Below are 16,293 nucleotides of genomic sequence, written 5' to 3'. Positions count from 1 at the left end.
TTACGCGCTCCGGGCGGACTTGCCAGCGCCGAGGCGGCCACCGCTGACCAGCAGGGCGTGCAGGTCGGCGGAGAAGTTGCGGACGCGGTCCATGGCGGTCTTGTTGCGGCTCAGCAGCCAGTTGTAACCCAGCACGGCGGGCACGGCGACGGCCAGACCGATAGCGGTCATGATCAGGGCTTCACCGACGGGGCCGGCGACCTTGTCGATCGAGGCCTGACCGGCGATGCCGATGTTGGTCAGGGCGTGATAGATGCCCCACACCGTACCGAACAGACCGACGAACGGACCGGTCGAGCCCACGGTGGCCAGGAAGGCCAGGCCGGACTTCATGCGGTTGCTGATGCTGTCGACCGAGCGCTGCAGCTGCATGGTCACCCAGGTGTGCAGGTCGATCTGGTCGACCAGGGTGCCTTCATGGTGCTCGGTGGCGCGCAGGCCGTCTTCGACCAGCATGCGGAACACGCTGTTCTTGTTCAGCTTGGCGGCGCCATCGGCCAGGGACGGGGCGGTCCAGAAGGACTTGTCGGCCTGGGCGGCGGAGCGCAGCAGCAGGGTCTGCTCGATCAGCTTGGTGACGATGATGTACCAGGTGCCGGTCATCATGATGACCATGATCATCAGAACGCCACGGGACACGAAGTCACCGCCCTTCCACAGGGCGTTCAGGCCGTAGGGGTTCTCGACGGTCTCGGTGGCGGCCGGCGGAGCGGCGACGTCGCTGGCGGCGGCGTCAGCGGCGGGCGCGGCGGCCGGGGCGGCCTGGTCAGCGGCCGGAGCGGCGGCGGCCGGGGCCGAGCTGTCGGTGGACGGGGTCGTGGTCTGGGCGACCGCGACCGAGGTGAAGGTACCGACGACCAGGGCGACCATGGCAAAGCGCACCATGGAACCGGCGGTCAGCTTGAAACGCTCCCTAATGCTCATGACAATTCCAACACATTTGGGTTGAGGGGATGAGGAACCCTTGCGCATCAGCGTCTAAGAGGCCCCGGTTTTCTTGAACTGTTAACGCGCGTCCTTGAGCTGGAAGCGGAAGGGGACACGGGTCGAGGACCAGGTACCCACAGACTTGCCTTCCTGCTGCTCCGCCGTGCACTTCCACACGCCGCGCTGGGCCTGGCGGACCACCGCCTCATCCAGGCGATCGTGACCGCTGGATTCCACGACCTTGGCGTCGGTGACCTTGCCGCTGGCGTCGCAGTACACGACGAACACGACACGACCTTCCTCACCCAGGCGCGAGGACGCGGACGGGTATTCCGGCAGGTAGCGGGAGAAACTGCTCGGGTCGATCTTGACCGGGCTGGCAGCCGGCGCCGGCGGGGCGCTCGGCTGCACCGGAGCGACGGGCGGCTGGGGCGCCGGCGGCTTGGTCGTCGCCACCTGCTGCATGACCGGCGGCGGCGGGGTCTCGATATTGACCTCGACGGGCGGCACGAACGGAGGCGGCTGGACGGTCTGCGGCGGCGGCGGCGGCGGCGGCGGCGGCGGCGGGGTCTCGTCCTTGATCTCTTCGATGATCTTGGTCTCGACAGGACCCTTGACCACCTCAACGACCTTGTTCGCAAGGCCGGTGACGAGAGCGTAAACGATACCGGCCTGGATCAGGACCGTGGCGACCAGCCCGATCAACCGGCTGCTTGACGATTGTTTTGCGGTGTAAGGCATTTTCCTGCGGTCACATCACGAAGGAAGACACCGCATCGGAAAACGCCACGGCGCATCCGAGCGGAAGTGATTCATGGGTGGCAGAGCGGGCGGAATCCGCGACGTCTGGAACCGAGGGTTCACCTGGACATCGAACTGCGTTCCTGGGGTCGACCAACACCGACCTTCCCACATCTGCCTCCAATTCGTTTGCGAAGCAGTATCCGGCACCCGTAACGCGCATCCGGTTATTTCATAACCTGACGAGCGCTAGCCCCAAGCACCACGGCCCGTCTTACCCGGACCTGAACACCGCTCGCGATCGTTGTCGACCTTCACAGTCGAACCTTGTTGGGTTTTCGTATGCCCGATTTCTAAGACGCACGCAAGCGGCAGGTATGCAGGAAATGACTCTCTCGGTCACTGCCTGTCTTAAACCAGCCAGCCTTCGTAATTTCATGCAACTTTCGCGGGGCACGATCGCCATAATGCTGCATTGCAGCAGCGGGTTCGGGGCTCTCCTCCGTTAACCTGTGGGACTGTTTGTTTTCAGTCTTCTAAGGCGCATTGTGAAAGCAGGCAGGCAACCAGGGGCGCTTCGCGGGCGCGTCAATCCGCCCCATCTTGAAAATTTCTGAAAAAAATCTACACGGCGTAGCTGTGACGACCCGATCCTGGATCGAAATAGGCATCGAACAGGACCGCGACACTCCGGACCAAAGGCCGGGCCTCCTCCCGTACCTCCACCCTCGTTTTGTCACAGATGATCATATCATCGTCCGCCAGCGCGGCCAAGGCGTGGCGGGTCGCCGGCGTGAGCACCTCATCCAAAGAACCGCCATGGCGGCGGCACGTCTCTTCCAGGTCGACGGAGAAGCGGCACATCAGCTGCTCGATGATATCCGCGCGCAACCGGTCGTCATCGGTGAGCGCCAGGCCCTTGGCCACCGCCCAGCCGTCACCATCCCCTTGTGCGGCGGACTCCCACGCCTTGAGGTAGGCCGGCACCTCCACCCGGTTTTGGATGTAGCCGCCGCGCGTGCGGCCGATGGCGGAAGCGCCGAAGCCCAGCAGGGCCGTGGCCGTGTCCACCGTGTACCCCTGGAAATTACGTTTCAGGCGCCCGGCGGCGTAGGCCGTGGCCATGACGTCGTCCTTGCGGGCGTAGTGGTCCAGGCCGATGGCGACATAACCCGCCGCCTCCAGCACCGCCGCCATCGCGGCCGCCTGCTCCGTCCGCTGGGTGGCGCCGGGCAGGGCGCTGGTGTCGATGCGCCCCTGGTGCCCCTTCAGCGAGGGCATGTGGGCATAGCCGAAGACGCTGAGCCGATCCGGCGCCAATTCCAGGGCCTTGGTCACGGATTGAACACAGCTTTCCACCGTCTGGTGGGGCAGGCCGTAGATCAAATCCAGGTTGATGCCGCCGACGCCGGCCTGGCGCAGGCGGGCCACCGCCTCCGCCGTGGCGGCGTAAGGCTGGATGCGGTTGATGGCGCGCTGCACCCGCTCATCGAAACTCTGTACGCCCAGGCTGGCGCGGGTGACGCCCCCCTGCCCCAGGGCCTCCGCCATGGCCGGGGTCAGGGTGCGCGGGTCGATCTCCACCGCGATCTCCGCCGTGGCCGCCGGGCGGCCGAAGCGCAGGGCCAGCCGGTCCATCAGCGACAGGAAGGCATCGGGCGGCAGCAAGGTGGGCGTTCCGCCCCCGAAATGAATATGGGTGACGAGGGGCAGGCCGCCCCCCCTGGACAGCGTGGGGTCGGGAACCAGGGCGCCCGCCACGGCGTCGATCTCCGCCTCCAACGCCGCTTGATAGCGGCGGATGGGCGCCTCGTGGTTCACCACGGTGGTGTGACAGCCGCAGTACCAGCACATGCTGCGGCAGAAGGGGACGTGGAGGTAGAGCGACAGGGTATCGGCCGCGGTCAGCTGTCCCAGCCAGCGGCGGTAGTCGTCGGCCGTGACCGCCGCGCCGAACTGCGGCGACGGTGGATAGCTGGTGTACCGGGGAACGCGCTGGTTACGGTACTTGGCGACGAGATCGGGGCGCATGGGACGGCCTGACGCAAAAAGGGGCGGGAAGCGGGATGGCCGCATGCTGCGCCTGATGCGTCGGTGGCAAAATGATCTGCCTCAACCGCGCCCGTCGATGACGCCGGGGGCCTTGCCCGGGATCGGCGGCACCGCCATCATGGCGACCCTCCGTTCCCCCTGCCAAAGCCTGTGTCTTATGCCCCGCCCCCGCAAACCCGCCTCCGAAATCGTCATCCAGCTGGGCCCGCCCACCCTGCGGCATGAGCTGGACGCCGGCCACGGGCCCGATAGCCTGGTCTGCGGCGTGGATGAGGCCGGGCGCGGCCCCCTGGCGGGCCCGGTGGTGGCCGCCGCCGTCATCCTGCCGGTAGCATCCGAGGCGCCCGCCTGGTGCGCCGGCATCAATGACAGCAAGAAGCTGACCGCCGCCGCGCGCGAGGCCCTGTTCGACGCCATCCGCGCCAACGCCCGCGTGGGGGTCGGCATCAGCAGCGTGGAGGAGATCGACACCGTCAACATCCTGCAGGCCACCTTCCTGGCCATGCGCCGGGCGGTGGAGCAGCTGGCGACCGATGGCGGCCCCGCCCCCGTTCATGCCCTGGTGGATGGCAACCAGCGTCCCGCGGGCCTGCCCTGCCCCCGCATCACCACCCTGGTCAGCGGCGACGCGCTGAGCCTGTCCATCGCCGCCGCGTCGATCATCGCCAAGGTCACCCGCGACCGCCTGATGACCGATTTAGCCCTGTCGCACCCCGGTTACGGGTGGGAACGCAACGCTGGTTACGGCACGGCCGAACATCGTGACGCAATCAAGATATTGGGGGTCACACCCGTTCACCGCCGTACATTTGCTCCAATTTCAGAACAACTCGCCCTAAACCTTTGACTCTACTGACTCTTGGCTAAAAATTTACATTGACGGCGACTCGGGGCCAACTCATTGTCGGCAAAAATCAACCCCCGATTCGGCGAATACTCCCCATGTTGAAGACCCCGGAAACCCGTACTGACTCCAAGACCAAATCCAAGGTGCGCGCGGCAGCCCCCGCCAACCGGATACTTGTGGGCGACTGCGTTTCCCTGATGCAGGACCTGCCGGCTGGATCGGTCGACATGGTGTTCGCCGATCCGCCCTATAACCTGCAGCTGTCGGGCGACCTGATGCGGCCCAACCACACCCGCGTCGACGGCGTGGATGAGGAATGGGACCGCTTCGCCGACTTCGCCACCTACGACCGCTTCACCCGCGACTGGCTGGCCGCCGCCCGCCATGCGCTGAAGGACGATGGCACGCTGTGGGTCATCGGCAGCTACCACAACATCTTCCGCGTGGGCGCCATCCTGCAGGACCTGGGCTACTGGATCCTGAACGACATCATCTGGCGCAAGACCAACCCCATGCCCAACTTCCGGGGCAAGCGTTTCACCAACGCCCACGAGACCATGATCTGGGCGGCCAAGTCGCAGGACGCCAAATACTTCTTCGCCTATGAGGCGATGAAGAACCTGAATGAAGAGCTGCAGATGCGCAGCGACTGGCTGTTCCCCCTGTGCACGGGGTCGGAGCGCCTGCGCGACGCCGACGGCAACAAGGCCCACCCCACCCAGAAGCCGGAGGCCCTGTTGTACCGCGTGCTGTCCAGTTCCACCCGCGTGGGCGACACGGTGCTGGACCCGTTCTTCGGTACCGGCACCACGGGGGCGGTGGCCAAGCGCCTGCGCCGCAACTGGATCGGTATCGAGCGGGAGAAGACCTACGCCGAGGTCGCCCTGTCGCGCATCGCGGCGGTGGAGCCGGCGGCAGAGGCCGAACTGCTGGAGCCGCCGTCCAAGCGCGCCCAGCCGCGTGTGCCCTTCGGCTGGCTGGTGGAGCGCGGCCTGCTGCAGCCCGGCACCACCCTCTATGACACCCGCCGCCGCCACAGCGCCCGCATCAAGGCCGACGGCACCCTGGTGGGCGCCAACCATCTGGGCGAGCACAACGGGTCGATCCACAAGGTCGGCGCCGCCATGCAGGGCCTGCCGGCCTGCAACGGCTGGACCTTCTGGCACTATGTCGAGGGCGGCCAGTTGGCCCCCATCGACATGCTGCGCCAGCGCGTCATCGCCGAGATGCATTGAGCGGCCCTTCCCGCCATCCGCCGGCGGTGGTAGAGGAGCGGCCCATGAACAAGCTCTTCGCCCAAGTGACGGGCACGGCCGCGAAGGCCGCGCCCGCCCAGGCCCGGCCCGCCGTCGCCAATCCGCCGCTGGCCAACCCGCAGGTGGCCGCCCCCCCCTGGCCCGCATCTTCGTGCGCGACCTGGTGGTGATGGCCGTCATCGGCATTTACGACCATGAGAAGCGTCAGGCCCAGCGCCTGCGCGTGAACCTGGACATGATGGTGCTGGACCGCCACGGCCAGCGCCGCGACGACATCGCCGACGTGGTGTCCTATGAGGACGGCGTCAACATCGTCCGCGACCTGGCGGCCCAGGGCCACCTGAACCTGGTGGAAACCTTCGCCGAAACGGTGGCCCAGCGCCTGCTGAAGGACACCCGGGTGCACAGCGTCACCGTGCGCGTGGAAAAACTGGACGTCTTCCCCGACGCGGCCTCCGCCGGGATCGAGATCACGCGGCAGCGGTGATCCGGCGACAGTTGTGGTGGGGGATTACTCCCCCGCCAACGCTTTGACTTGAAAGCCATTGCTGCGCAGCGCCTCCACCACCCGTCCGGCGTGGTTGGCGGAGCGGCATTCCACCGTGATGTCGATGTCGGTGGCCTTGACGTTGGCGGTGCTGAACAGGCGCTGGTGCACGGCCTCGATGATATTGCCGCCGGCCTCGCCGATCAGGGTGGTGATGCGGCCCAGCGCACCGGGGCGGTCGGGGATGACCACGCGCAGGGTGACGATGCGGCCCTCGCGCACCAGCTGGCGCAGGATGACGCTGGCCAGAACGCGGCTGTCGATGTTGCCGCCGGACAGCACCAGGCCGACCTTGCGCCCGGCGAAGCGTTCCGGATGCTTCAGGGCGGCGGCCAGGCCCGCGGCCCCTGCCCCCTCCGACACCGTCTTTTCGATGTTCAGGAACAGGGCCACGGCCCGTTCCACCTCCCAATCCTCCACCAGGATGATGTCGTCCACCTTGCGGCGGACGATCTCCAGCGTGGTGGCGCCCACGTTCTTGACGGCGATGCCCTCGGCGATGGTGTCGCCGCCCACGCTGACCGGCAGGTTGTGCAGGGCCTGGTACATGGGCGGGTAGGCCGTGACCTCCACGCCGATGACCTCGATGTCCGGCTTGCGCGCCTTGGCTGCCACGGCCATGCCGGAGATGAGGCCGCCGCCACCCACCGGCACCAGCAGCACGTCCAGGTCGGGCGCGGCGTTCAGCATCTCCAGCGCCACAGTGCCCTGGCCGGCGATGACCAGCGGGTCGTCATAGGGATGGACGAAGACGTAGCCGTGTTCCTTTTGCAGGCGCTCGGCCTCCGCCGCCGCCTCGGCCAGCACCGCGCCCTTCAGCACCACCTTGGCGCCGAAATTCTCCGTATGCTCCACCTTGATGAAGGGGGTGCCCTCGGGCATGACGATGGTGGCGGGAATGCCCAGGCGGCCGGCGTGATAGGCCACACCCTGGGCATGGTTGCCGGCGGACATGGCGATGACGCCGCGCCGGCGCTCCTCCTCCGTCAGGGACAGCAGGCGGTTCAGGGCGCCGCGTTCCTTGAAGCTGGCGGTGAACTGCAGGTTCTCGAACTTCACCCAGATTTCGCAGCCGGCGATGCGTGACAGCGTGCGCGACGGGATGCAGGGCGTGTCGATCACCTGGCCGCCCAGCGCCAGGGCCGCCGCCCGCACATCCTCCAGGGTCACCGGCTCGATACCGGCTTCCCCCACGCCAACCTTGCTGTCCATGCCATCCGTCCTTGGAAATGAGGCGTCCCACTTGGCGCCAGCCACCCTGGGCGCCAACCACCGGGGCGCCAACCATAGACCTCAAGCAACGGCCCGCGACAGGGTATTTGTCGCGGTGGCTATGCTATCGCCTCAGACGCCGGCGCCAGCATCCGCTGGCTTGGCTATCCTCCCTTTCCGGTCCACTCCGTTACCCGGAAAGGTCCGGCGGCCACGGTCGTGGCCTACAGCGGCCTAAGGCACAGCCTCAAGCCGCTGGTGCCCATTCATGCCTACTCCGCCGCCAGGGGCGCGGAGCGGCCGGGCGTGCCAGCGGGGGCCCGCCAGTCGCGCAGCAGGGCCTGCTCCTTGGCCTTGACCTCGGCGTAGGCCTTCTCCTTGACGTGGCCGTAGCCGCGGATTTTCTGCGGCAGTTCGGCGATTTCCACGGCCAGCGCGTGGTTGTCCTCGGCAAGGCCGGCCAGCAGTTCCTCCACCGTGGCGCGGAAGTCCACGATCAGCTGGCGCTCCATACGCCGTTCCGCCGTGCGGCCGAAGATGTCCAAGGCCGTGCCGCGCAGGCCCTTCAGGCGGGCCAGGCCGCGGAAGGCCGTCAGCATCCAGGGGCCGAAGGCGCGCTTGCGCACCTCGCCCGTGGCCGGGTCGGTGTGCGACGCCGTGGGCGGGGCCAGGTGGAAGACCAGCTTGTAGTCGCCTTGGAACTGCTGGCGCACCTGGTCCAGGAAGCCGGTCTGGGTGTAGAGGCGCGCCACCTCGTACTCGTCCTTGTAGGCCATCAGCTTGAACAGCGTGCGGGCCACGGCCTCGGTCAGCTGGTCGGCGCCCGGCACCTTGGCCGTCTCCGCCGACCGCACCTTGGCCACGAACTGGCGATAGGCGTCGGCATAGGCCGCGTCCTGGTAGTCGGTCAGGAAGGCCGCGCGGCGCTCGATGGCCTCATCCAGCGTCTGCGACAGGCGGCGGTGGGGCTGGTCGGCGGCCGGGCCCTTGGGCGTGGCGATCTTTTCCACGGCCGCCTGGTCCAGGGCGGCGCGACGGCCCCAGCGGAAGGCGTCGGTGTTCATCTTCACCGCCGCCCCGTTCATCTCGATGGCCTTCTCCAGGGCCTCGGCGCTGACCGGCACCAGCCCCTTCTGGTAGGCGTAGCCCAGCATGAACAGGTTGGTGGCGATGCTGTCGCCCAACAGGCCGGTGGCGATGCGGGTGGCATCCACGGCGTTGACGGCGTCAGCGCCGCAAGCCTTGGCCACGGTCGCCACCATGGACCCGCCATTCATCTGGAAGTCGGGGTTGGTGACGAAGGCGGCGGTGATGGCCTCATGGGTGTTCAGGATGGCGTGGGTGCGGCCCTTGGCCATCTTGGTCAGGGCGTCGGCATTGGCCGCCACCACGATATCGCAGCCCAGCACCACGTCGGCGCCGCCGGCGGCGATTCGGGTGGCGTGGATGTCCTCCGGCCGTTCGGCGATGCGCAGATGGCTGGTGACCGCCCCGCCCTTCTGCGCCAGGCCCGCCATGTCCAGCACGGTGCAGCCCCGGCTTTCCAGGTGGGACGCCATGGCGACAATGGCGCCGATGGTGACCACGCCGGTGCCGCCCACGCCCGTCACCAGGATGTTCCAGGGACGGTCCAGGGTGCGGCGCACCGGCTCCGGCAGGGCCTCGAACGCGTCGGCCTTGCCCCCCACCGGCTTGGGCTTGCGCAAAGAGCCGCCCTCCACCGTCACGAAGCTGGGGCAGAAGCCCTTGAGGCAGGAGAAATCCTTGTTGCAGCTGGACTGGTCGATCTGACGCTTGCGGCCGAACTCCGTCTCCACCGGCACCACGGACAGGCAGGAGGACTTGGCCGAGCAATCGCCGCAGCCCTCGCACACCAGTTCATTCACCACCACGCGGCGGGCCGGGTCGGGGAAGGTGCCGCGCTTGCGGCGGCGGCGCTTCTCGGCCGCACAGGTCTGTTCATAGATCAGGACGCTGACGCCCTTGATCTCGCGCATCTCGCGCTGCACCCGGTCCAGGTCGTCGCGGTGCTCGATGGTGGTGAAGGGCGGCAGGCCCTGGCCCAGGCCATACTTCTCCGGATCGTCGCTGACCACGACGATGCGTTCCACCCCCTCGGCCTCCAGCTGGCGGGCGATCTGGTGCACGGACAGGCTGCCGTCCACCTTCTGGCCACCGGTCATGGCCACGGCGTCGTTGTAGAGGATCTTGTAGGTGATGTTGACCTTGGCGGCGACGGAGGCGCGCACCGCCAGGATGCCGGAGTGGAAGTAGGTGCCGTCGCCCAGGTTGGCGAAGACATGCTCCTCCCCCGCGAACGGGGCCTGGCCGATCCAGTGCACGCCCTCGCCGCCCATCTGGCTGAAGACGTCAGTGTTGCGGCCCATCCACGTCACCATGTAGTGGCAGCCGATGCCGGCCAGGCCGCGGCTGCCCTCGGGCAGGTGGGTGGAGGTGTTATGCGGACAGCCGGAGCAATAGAAGGGCGCGCGGACCACGGTGCTGGCAGAGGCGGAGGGGCGTAGCTGCGCCTCCAAAGCCTTCACCCGCTCCGCCACGCGGTCGACCATCAGGCCCAGCTTGGCCATGCGGCCGGCCAGCGCGAGCGCGATGGTGGTGGGCGACAGCTCCGCCTTTTCCGACAGCAGGGGGCGCCCCTCCTCATCGGTCTTGCCCAGGATGCGGGGACGGCGGTCCCAGTTGTACAGCTGCTCCTTCAGCTGCGCCTCGATCAGGGCGCGCTTCTCCTCCACCACCAGCAGCTCTTCGGCACTTTCGGCGAAGTCGCGGATGCCGTGGGGCTCCAGCGGCCAGGTCATGGCCACCTTGAAGATGGCGATGCCGAGGTCCGCCGCCATCTCGGCCGTGATGCCCAGCTCATCCAACGCCTGGCGCACGTCCAGATAGGACTTGCCCACCGTGACGATGCCCAGGCGCGGCTTGGCGGCCCCCAGAATGACCTTGTCCAGGCGGTTGGACCGGGCGAAGGCACGCGCCGCGTCCAGCTTCCACTGGATCATGCGATCTTCCTGGATCAGCGGCGTGTCGTGCAGGCGGATGTTCAACCGGCCCGGCGGCATCTCGAAATCGGCGGGCAGCACCACGCCGCTGGTGATGTCCGGCACCCGCACGATGGCGGAGGTGTCGATGGTGTCGGCCAGGGCGGTGAAGCCCACCCAGCAGCCGGAATAGCGCGACATCTCCCAGCCGATCAGGCCGTAATCCAGGAACTCTTGCACGCCGGCCGGGCTCATCACCGGCATGAAGGCGTGGATGAAGGCGTGATCCGACTGGTGCGGCAGGGTGGAGGATTTGGAGGCGTGGTCGTCGCCGGCGATGGCCAGCACGCCGCCGTAGCGGCCGGTGCCGGCGAAGTTGGCGTGCTTCAGCGCATCCAACGAGCGATCGACGCCGGGGCCCTTGCCGTACCAGATGCCGAACACGCCATCGACCTTGGCGCCCTTGAACAGGTTGACCTGCTGGCTGCCCCAGACGGCGGTGGCACCCAGTTCCTCGTTCACGCCGGGCTGGAAATGGATGTCATGCCGGGCCAGGTGCTTGCGCGCCTGCCACAGCGCCTGGTCATAGGCGCCGAGGGGGGAACCGCGATAGCCCGAGATGAAGCCGGCGGTGTTCAAGCCAGCCGCACGGTCGCGGTCGCGCATCAGCATGGGCAGGCGCACCAGCGCCTGGGTCCCGGTCATATAGACCCGGCCGTCCCGCAGGACGTACTTGTCATCGAGGGTAACGGCGGCCAGCGTCATAACGCATCTCCCACTCGGGTGAACCTGTCCCCTGCCTGGCCCCGGAGCGCCGGCCCGATGCGGTCGGATGGCAACCTTCCAGGGAACGGAGCCTGGCGGCCTGGGGGTCCGCAAGGTCCGGCGCCGATGTTCTCCCGGCTTACCCATCCATCTAAGCAGGGATGCAAGGCCCCGAAAATAGGTCACCTATGCTGACATATTTCCTGTCGGAAGCACCGCAGCAATCGCGCCGACTCGTTCCCAGAGGGCGCCATTTGGGTTCGATCCTTACGTAGGCGCGACCCAGCCATGCGCGCACGCCGCCCCAGCCACCATCCAGCCGTTTTTTGGGCCCGCGACTCGGGAGCCGGCGCTGGCTTGACGGCCCGTCCCTGTTTAGTCTGCGGGCGACACCCCCAGCGATGATGAGCATCCCATGGCCAAGCCGGTCGACCCCAGCACCCTGCCCTACCGCCCCTGCGTCGGCATCTGCCTGTTCAACGCCCAAGGCCTGGTATTCGTCGGGCAGCGGCGGGACACGCCCGGCGCCTGGCAGATGCCCCAGGGCGGCATCGACAAGGGCGAGACGGCGGCGGAGGCCGGCCTGCGCGAGCTGATGGAGGAAATCGGCACCGACAAAGCCGCCCTGCTGGAGGAAACGGCGGAGTGGCTGCGCTATGACCTGCCGCCCGAACTGGTGGGCGTGGCGTGGAAGGGCAAATACCGCGGCCAGAAACAGAAATGGCTGGCCTGCCGCTTCACCGGCCAGGACGGCGACATCAACCTGGAGACCGAGCATCCCGAGTTCGACGCCTGGCAGTGGGTGCCGCTGGAGCGGACGGTGGACCTGATCGTGCCCTTCAAGCGGGAGATTTATGTGCAGGTGGTCGCGGCCTTCCGGCATTTGGTGACGTAAGCGCGATCTGGTTGAGGGCTACGGGCGATTAAACCAGCGATTATCCCCACCCTTCGTCGTTGCCCGTGTCGTCTCCCAGGATGGCCTCATAATCCTGACCGCCATAAAAGACACCGATGATGGAAACCAACTCCGCGTCCACGTTGAAGGCGATGATCGCGCGCTTCTTGTAATTGGTGATGCGGAGGCCGGGCCGGACGTCATCCCGGACAATGCCACGATGGGGAAATGTCGTCAGTTTCTCGCAGTAGCTGACGATCGCGTCAGTATAGTGGGCCGCAATGTCAGGCGAGGCCGCCTCGGCAACGTAGCGGTACAGCGCAGCGAGTTGCTCCATCGCCTCGGGCGTGAAGACGACACTCTGGCTCATCGCGCCTTCGCGTGTTCGGCTGCCAAACGGGCACGTACGTCCTCTGCGGTGACGGCGCGGGACGGGTCGGCTTTCAAGGCGTCATAGGCGGGGCCGACCTCATCACGCAGCCAGCTTTCCACGGCACGGTCCCGCGCCATCAAGGCCCGTAAACCATCCCGGATCACTTCGCTTTCACTGGCGTATTCACCAGACCGCACCTTCGCCTTCACGACATCCGCCATGTCATTGGGCAAGGTGATGCTCATTTGCTGGGTGGTTCGCATGGTTGGGTCCCTTGGGCTGAAATAGGATTAAATCCTATTTAGGCACTGGAGGACAGCTCCGCAAAATGGCATGCGCCGCGAAAACAAAAACGCCGCCCCGGTCATCCAGGGCGGCGTTCTGATTTTTAGCGCGGAAGAGGCGTCAGGCGGCCAAGGGCGGCACGCCGGCCTTCTTCATCATGCGCTTGTAGGCGTAGCGCGAGGCGATGTCGCGCAGCCAACCCTGGGGGTTCAGGCCGCTGGCCTTGAACACCATGGCGACCATGCGGTCCAGGTGGTGGGGCCGGTAATAGCTGTAGGCCCGGCGCACATAGTTGGCGAAGGCCGTCTCGCGGTGGTAGGGGGCGTCGCCGTTGTTGGCGGCGTGGTAGGCGAAGGACAGCTCATCATCCTCCGTCTCGTTGATGCGCGAGAGCGAGATGCGCAGGCGACCGAAGGTGCCCAGACGCTCCTGCGCCAGATAGTCGCCCAGGTAGTCATAGAACAGCTTGTAGTGCCGGAACTCGTCGGCGGCGATGTGGCGGCAGATCTGCTTCAGTACCGGCTCGTCCGTGGCCTCGGCCAGGGCGGTGTAATAGCTGCTGGTGCCGGTCTCGACGATGCAACGCGCCACCAGCTCACCCGCGCGGGACCCGCGCACCGACTGGCTGACATTGATGTCGATCTTGTAGCCCTCACGGAAGCGCTTCACCGCCGCCTGGAAGCTCCAGCTGGGGTCCACGCGCTCCGCCCAAGTGCCCAGCGCCTCGCCATGCTGCACCTCCTCGACCGCCCACTGGCGGGCCGTGGCGCAGAAATCGGCGTTGTCGGCGAACACGTTGCACAGGTAATCGGCGTAGCTGTCGCCGTTGTATTCCACCAGGGCGGCGGCCTTGATGAGCTTCAGGATATCGGCGTCGACCTTGGAGGGGTCCAGCTTGTCCCAGGGCAAACCCGCGACCGTCCAGTGGCCGTTGCGGGGATCGGTAGCCGGGGAGTCCATGCCGTTGACGTCTGCCATGCGCGTTCCGTTCTTTGTGCCCCAGGGCCGGCGCGGTCCACTGGGCGGAGCGCCGGCAACCTATGACCATTATACGGGGCCGATACCGCCGCCGCGCCCCCACTGCGACGATCAGACCCCACTCGATTTTTCGGAAAGTCCGCCTGAAAGCAAAAAGGCCGGTGGGCTTTCCATGATGCCCCGCCGGCCGGTATGCCACAAATCCGTAACATCCGCCACGCTTGGCAGGGGCCAAACTAGCACGACGTCCCGGATTGGCAATATGCGCACCCGACAGGGGCGGAAACAATTGTGCTAAATCAACGGGCTAGGTCTGACCCTCAAGCCTCGGCCCCAAGGCCGAGGGGGCTAGGCCCTGTGTCCTAGCCCGCGAACGCGGTCTTGCGATTCGCTCTCAACCCGTCTGGCGCCGGCCTTAGTGGGCCGTCTGGGTGCCGCCCAGCGCTTCCAGCTTGGCCTGGGCAACCAGCAACTTGCCCTCAGCGGCCCGCTTCTCGACATCGCTGGCGGCGTCGGCCAGATCTTCGGCCAGATCCTTCACCTGCTGCTCAACGGCGGCGCGGTCCAGGGCCGTGACCTCGACCGCTTCTTCCGCCAGGACGGTGCAGCGCGTCTCGGTCACCTCGGCGAAACCGCCGGCGACGAAAATACGGTTGCTGATGGTGGTGATGCCATCGGCATAGATGTCGATGACGCCCGGCTTCAGCGTGGTGATCAGGGGGGCGTGGCCCGGCAGGGCGCCCAGGTAGCCTTCACTGCCCGGGACGACCACCATGTCGACCGGCTGGGAAACCAGCAGCTTTTCCGGCGACACCAGCTCGAATTCAACCTTATCGGCCATGATGGGGCTTCCGTTCGGCGACTTGTTTCGTCGTGCGATTCACGGCCTGCGGCCGATCGCACGGGTAAGAAAACGGACGGAAGGGGCGGCCCCTTCCGTCCTGGCACTCCTCAGGCGATCAAGCGGCCTCGGCGGCCATCTTGCGGGCCTTCTCGACGGCTTCCTCGATGGTGCCGACCATGTAGAAGGCCGCTTCCGGCAGGTGGTCGTACTGGCCGGCCACGATGCCCTTGAACGCGCGAATGGTGTCTTCCAGGCTGACCAGCACGCCGGGCGTGCCGGTGAACACTTCGGCCACATGGAAGGGCTGGGACAGGAAGCGCTGGATCTTACGGGCGCGGGCGACCGTCAGCTTGTCCTCTTCCGACAGTTCGTCCATGCCCAGGATGGCGATGATGTCCTGCAGCGACTTGTAGGTCTGCAGCACCTTCTGCACCGAGCGGGCCGTCTGGTAGTGCTCCTCACCCACGACGCGCGGGTCCAGCGCGCGGGAGGTGGAGTCCAGCGGGTCCACGGCCGGGAAGATGGCCTGTTCGGCGATGGCGCGGCTCAGCACCGTCGTGGCGTCCAAGTGGGCGAACGAGGTGGCGGGAGCCGGGTCGGTCAGGTCGTCGGCGGGCACGTACACGGCCTGCACCGAAGTGATCGAGCCCTTCTTGGTGGAGGTGATGCGTTCCTGCAGGGCGCCCATGTCGGTGGCCAGCGTCGGCTGGTAACCCACCGCGGAGGGGATGCGGCCCAGCAGCGCCGACACCTCGGCACCGGCCTGCGTGAAGCGGAAGATGTTGTCGATGAAGAGCAGCACGTCCTGGCCTTCTTCATCACGGAAGTATTCCGCGATGGTCAGGCCGGACAGGGCGACGCGGGCGCGGGCCCCCGGCGGCTCGTTCATCTGACCGTACACCAGCGCCACCTTGGAGCCGGGGCCGTCGAGCTTGATGACGCCCGACTCGATCATTTCGTGGTACAGGTCGTTACCTTCGCGGGTGCGCTCACCCACGCCGGCGAAGACCGACACACCACCGTGCGCCTTGGCGACGTTGTTGATCAGTTCCATGATGGTGACGGTCTTGCCCACGCCGGCGCCGCCGAACAGGCCGATCTTGCCACCCTTCAGGTACGGGGCCAGCAGGTCGATGACCTTAATGCCCGTGACCAGGATCTGCGCGTCGGTCGCCTGCTCGGCGAACTCCGGCGCGGACCGGTGGATGGGGTAGGTCTTCTCGGAGGCGACGGCACCGCGCTCGTCGATCGGCTCGCCGATGACGTTCAGGATGCGGCCCAGGGTGTTGGGGCCCACCGGCATCTGGATGGGCGAGCCGGTGTCGGACACCGAGGTGCCACGCACCAGACCGTCCGTGCTGTCCATGGCGATGCAGCGGACGGTGTTCTCACCCAGATGCTGGGCGACTTCGAGCACAAGGGTCTTGCCCTCGTTCTGCGTGTGGAGGGCGTTCAGAATGGCGGGCAGTTCGGCATCGAACTGCACGTCCACCACGGCGCCCAGCACCTGCGTGATACGGCCGACGGCGTTGGTCGCCTGGTTAGTCGTAGCCATGGGGTAAGCTCCCTCGG

General features: G+C 66.9%; 15 protein-coding genes. 5 read left to right on the top strand and 10 right to left on the bottom strand.

Annotated elements, in window-relative coordinates; all coding sequences use genetic code 11:
• The 3 genes from UCD39_RS22135 to hemN form a co-directional block, all read right to left on the bottom strand.
• Positions 1-924, bottom strand: a complete 924-nt coding sequence (locus tag UCD39_RS22135; RefSeq protein WP_246130146.1) for a MotA/TolQ/ExbB proton channel family protein — start codon at positions 922-924, stop codon at positions 1-3.
• Positions 925-1,005: 81 nt separating this feature from the next.
• Positions 1,006-1,668 carry an energy transducer TonB gene (locus UCD39_RS22130; protein WP_145729811.1) on the bottom strand — a complete coding sequence of 221 codons (663 nt, stop codon included), beginning with the start codon at positions 1,666-1,668 and terminating at the stop codon, positions 1,006-1,008.
• Between the two features lie 624 nt (positions 1,669-2,292).
• Entirely contained in the window at positions 2,293-3,699 is a 1,407-nt protein-coding gene (hemN, locus tag UCD39_RS22125; protein ID WP_330497899.1) for an oxygen-independent coproporphyrinogen III oxidase, read from the bottom strand.
• Between the two features lie 178 nt (positions 3,700-3,877).
• Here hemN and rnhB point away from each other — a divergent pair, with 178 nt between their 5' ends.
• The 4 genes from rnhB to folB all read left to right on the top strand — a co-directional run bounded on the left by rnhB (position 3,878) and on the right by folB (position 6,310).
• Positions 3,878-4,567, top strand: coding sequence for a ribonuclease HII (gene rnhB / locus UCD39_RS22120; RefSeq protein ID WP_330497898.1), 690 nt, complete (start codon positions 3,878-3,880; stop codon positions 4,565-4,567).
• Between the two features lie 197 nt (positions 4,568-4,764).
• Positions 4,765-5,802, top strand: coding sequence for a site-specific DNA-methyltransferase (locus tag UCD39_RS22115; protein WP_330498503.1), 1,038 nt, complete (start codon positions 4,765-4,767; stop codon positions 5,800-5,802).
• 44 nt (positions 5,803-5,846) lie between these two features.
• Positions 5,847-5,993 carry a hypothetical protein gene (locus UCD39_RS22110; protein WP_330497897.1) on the top strand — a complete coding sequence of 49 codons (147 nt, stop codon included), beginning with the start codon at positions 5,847-5,849 and terminating at the stop codon, positions 5,991-5,993.
• Positions 5,975-6,310 (top strand): dihydroneopterin aldolase, encoded by a 336-nt coding sequence (gene folB / locus UCD39_RS22105; protein ID WP_330497896.1) that lies wholly within the window; start codon positions 5,975-5,977, stop codon positions 6,308-6,310. Before UCD39_RS22110 ends, folB begins: the two co-directional genes overlap by 19 nt.
• A gap of 24 nt (positions 6,311-6,334) precedes the next feature.
• Here the strand turns inward: folB and UCD39_RS22100 are convergent, their stop codons facing one another.
• Positions 6,335-7,582 carry a threonine ammonia-lyase gene (locus UCD39_RS22100; RefSeq protein ID WP_330497895.1) on the bottom strand — a complete coding sequence of 416 codons (1,248 nt, stop codon included), beginning with the start codon at positions 7,580-7,582 and terminating at the stop codon, positions 6,335-6,337.
• Positions 7,583-7,854: 272 nt separating this feature from the next.
• The gene (locus tag UCD39_RS22095; RefSeq protein ID WP_330497894.1) at positions 7,855-11,346 is read right to left on the bottom strand and encodes an indolepyruvate ferredoxin oxidoreductase family protein; all 3,492 of its coding nucleotides are present in this window, start codon (positions 11,344-11,346) and stop codon (positions 7,855-7,857) included.
• A gap of 415 nt (positions 11,347-11,761) precedes the next feature.
• Between UCD39_RS22095 and UCD39_RS22090 the strand changes: the two genes are divergently transcribed.
• Positions 11,762-12,241: an RNA pyrophosphohydrolase gene (locus tag UCD39_RS22090; RefSeq protein ID WP_330497893.1), complete on the top strand. Its 480-nt coding sequence runs from the start codon at positions 11,762-11,764 to the stop codon at positions 12,239-12,241.
• Positions 12,242-12,281: 40 nt separating this feature from the next.
• Here UCD39_RS22090 and UCD39_RS22085 read toward each other — a convergent pair whose 3' ends face one another.
• From UCD39_RS22085 to atpD, 5 genes are all read right to left on the bottom strand, one after another.
• Positions 12,282-12,611 (bottom strand): type II toxin-antitoxin system RelE/ParE family toxin, encoded by a 330-nt coding sequence (locus UCD39_RS22085; RefSeq protein WP_330497892.1) that lies wholly within the window; start codon positions 12,609-12,611, stop codon positions 12,282-12,284.
• Complete coding sequence (locus tag UCD39_RS22080; protein ID WP_145729822.1) at positions 12,608-12,877, bottom strand: ribbon-helix-helix domain-containing protein; 270 nt, start codon at positions 12,875-12,877, stop codon at positions 12,608-12,610. The genes UCD39_RS22085 and UCD39_RS22080 overlap by 4 nt, the downstream gene beginning before the upstream one ends.
• 142 nt (positions 12,878-13,019) lie before the next feature.
• A complete protein-coding gene (locus UCD39_RS22075) occupies positions 13,020-13,877 on the bottom strand; it encodes an acyl-ACP desaturase (protein ID WP_330497891.1) in 858 nt (285 codons plus the stop codon).
• Positions 13,878-14,292: 415 nt separating this feature from the next.
• Positions 14,293-14,718 carry a F0F1 ATP synthase subunit epsilon gene (locus UCD39_RS22070; RefSeq protein WP_145729823.1) on the bottom strand — a complete coding sequence of 142 codons (426 nt, stop codon included), beginning with the start codon at positions 14,716-14,718 and terminating at the stop codon, positions 14,293-14,295.
• Between the two features lie 118 nt (positions 14,719-14,836).
• Positions 14,837-16,276: a F0F1 ATP synthase subunit beta gene (gene atpD, locus UCD39_RS22065; RefSeq protein WP_145729824.1), complete on the bottom strand. Its 1,440-nt coding sequence runs from the start codon at positions 16,274-16,276 to the stop codon at positions 14,837-14,839.
• Positions 16,277-16,293 lie beyond the last annotated feature (17 nt).

The sequence above is a fragment of the Nitrospirillum karajorum genome, from assembly GCF_036348415.1.
Classification (GTDB): domain Bacteria; phylum Pseudomonadota; class Alphaproteobacteria; order Azospirillales; family Azospirillaceae; genus Nitrospirillum; species Nitrospirillum amazonense_B.
Note: the sequence above shows the minus strand (reverse complement) of the source record. Positions and strands in the feature narration are given on the sequence as shown.

Bases quoted from the DNA above. Each gene is read 5' to 3' on its own strand.
- UCD39_RS22135 (WP_246130146.1), bottom strand. From the start codon at position 924: ATGAGCATTAGGGAGCGTTTCAAGCTGACCGCCGGTTCCATGGTGCGC.
- UCD39_RS22130 (WP_145729811.1), bottom strand. From the start codon at position 1,668: ATGCCTTACACCGCAAAACAATCGTCAAGCAGCCGGTTGATCGGGCTG.
- hemN (WP_330497899.1), bottom strand. From the start codon at position 3,699: ATGCGCCCCGATCTCGTCGCCAAGTACCGTAACCAGCGCGTTCCCCGG.
- rnhB (WP_330497898.1), top strand. From the start codon at position 3,878: ATGCCCCGCCCCCGCAAACCCGCCTCCGAAATCGTCATCCAGCTGGGC.
- UCD39_RS22115 (WP_330498503.1), top strand. From the start codon at position 4,765: ATGCAGGACCTGCCGGCTGGATCGGTCGACATGGTGTTCGCCGATCCG.
- UCD39_RS22110 (WP_330497897.1), top strand. From the start codon at position 5,847: ATGAACAAGCTCTTCGCCCAAGTGACGGGCACGGCCGCGAAGGCCGCG.
- UCD39_RS22100 (WP_330497895.1), bottom strand. From the start codon at position 7,582: ATGGACAGCAAGGTTGGCGTGGGGGAAGCCGGTATCGAGCCGGTGACC.
- UCD39_RS22095 (WP_330497894.1), bottom strand. From the start codon at position 11,346: ATGACGCTGGCCGCCGTTACCCTCGATGACAAGTACGTCCTGCGGGAC.
- UCD39_RS22090 (WP_330497893.1), top strand. From the start codon at position 11,762: ATGGCCAAGCCGGTCGACCCCAGCACCCTGCCCTACCGCCCCTGCGTC.
- UCD39_RS22085 (WP_330497892.1), bottom strand. From the start codon at position 12,611: ATGAGCCAGAGTGTCGTCTTCACGCCCGAGGCGATGGAGCAACTCGCT.
- UCD39_RS22080 (WP_145729822.1), bottom strand. From the start codon at position 12,877: ATGCGAACCACCCAGCAAATGAGCATCACCTTGCCCAATGACATGGCG.
- UCD39_RS22075 (WP_330497891.1), bottom strand. From the start codon at position 13,877: ATGGCAGACGTCAACGGCATGGACTCCCCGGCTACCGATCCCCGCAAC.
- UCD39_RS22070 (WP_145729823.1), bottom strand. From the start codon at position 14,718: ATGGCCGATAAGGTTGAATTCGAGCTGGTGTCGCCGGAAAAGCTGCTG.
- atpD (WP_145729824.1), bottom strand. From the start codon at position 16,276: ATGGCTACGACTAACCAGGCGACCAACGCCGTCGGCCGTATCACGCAG.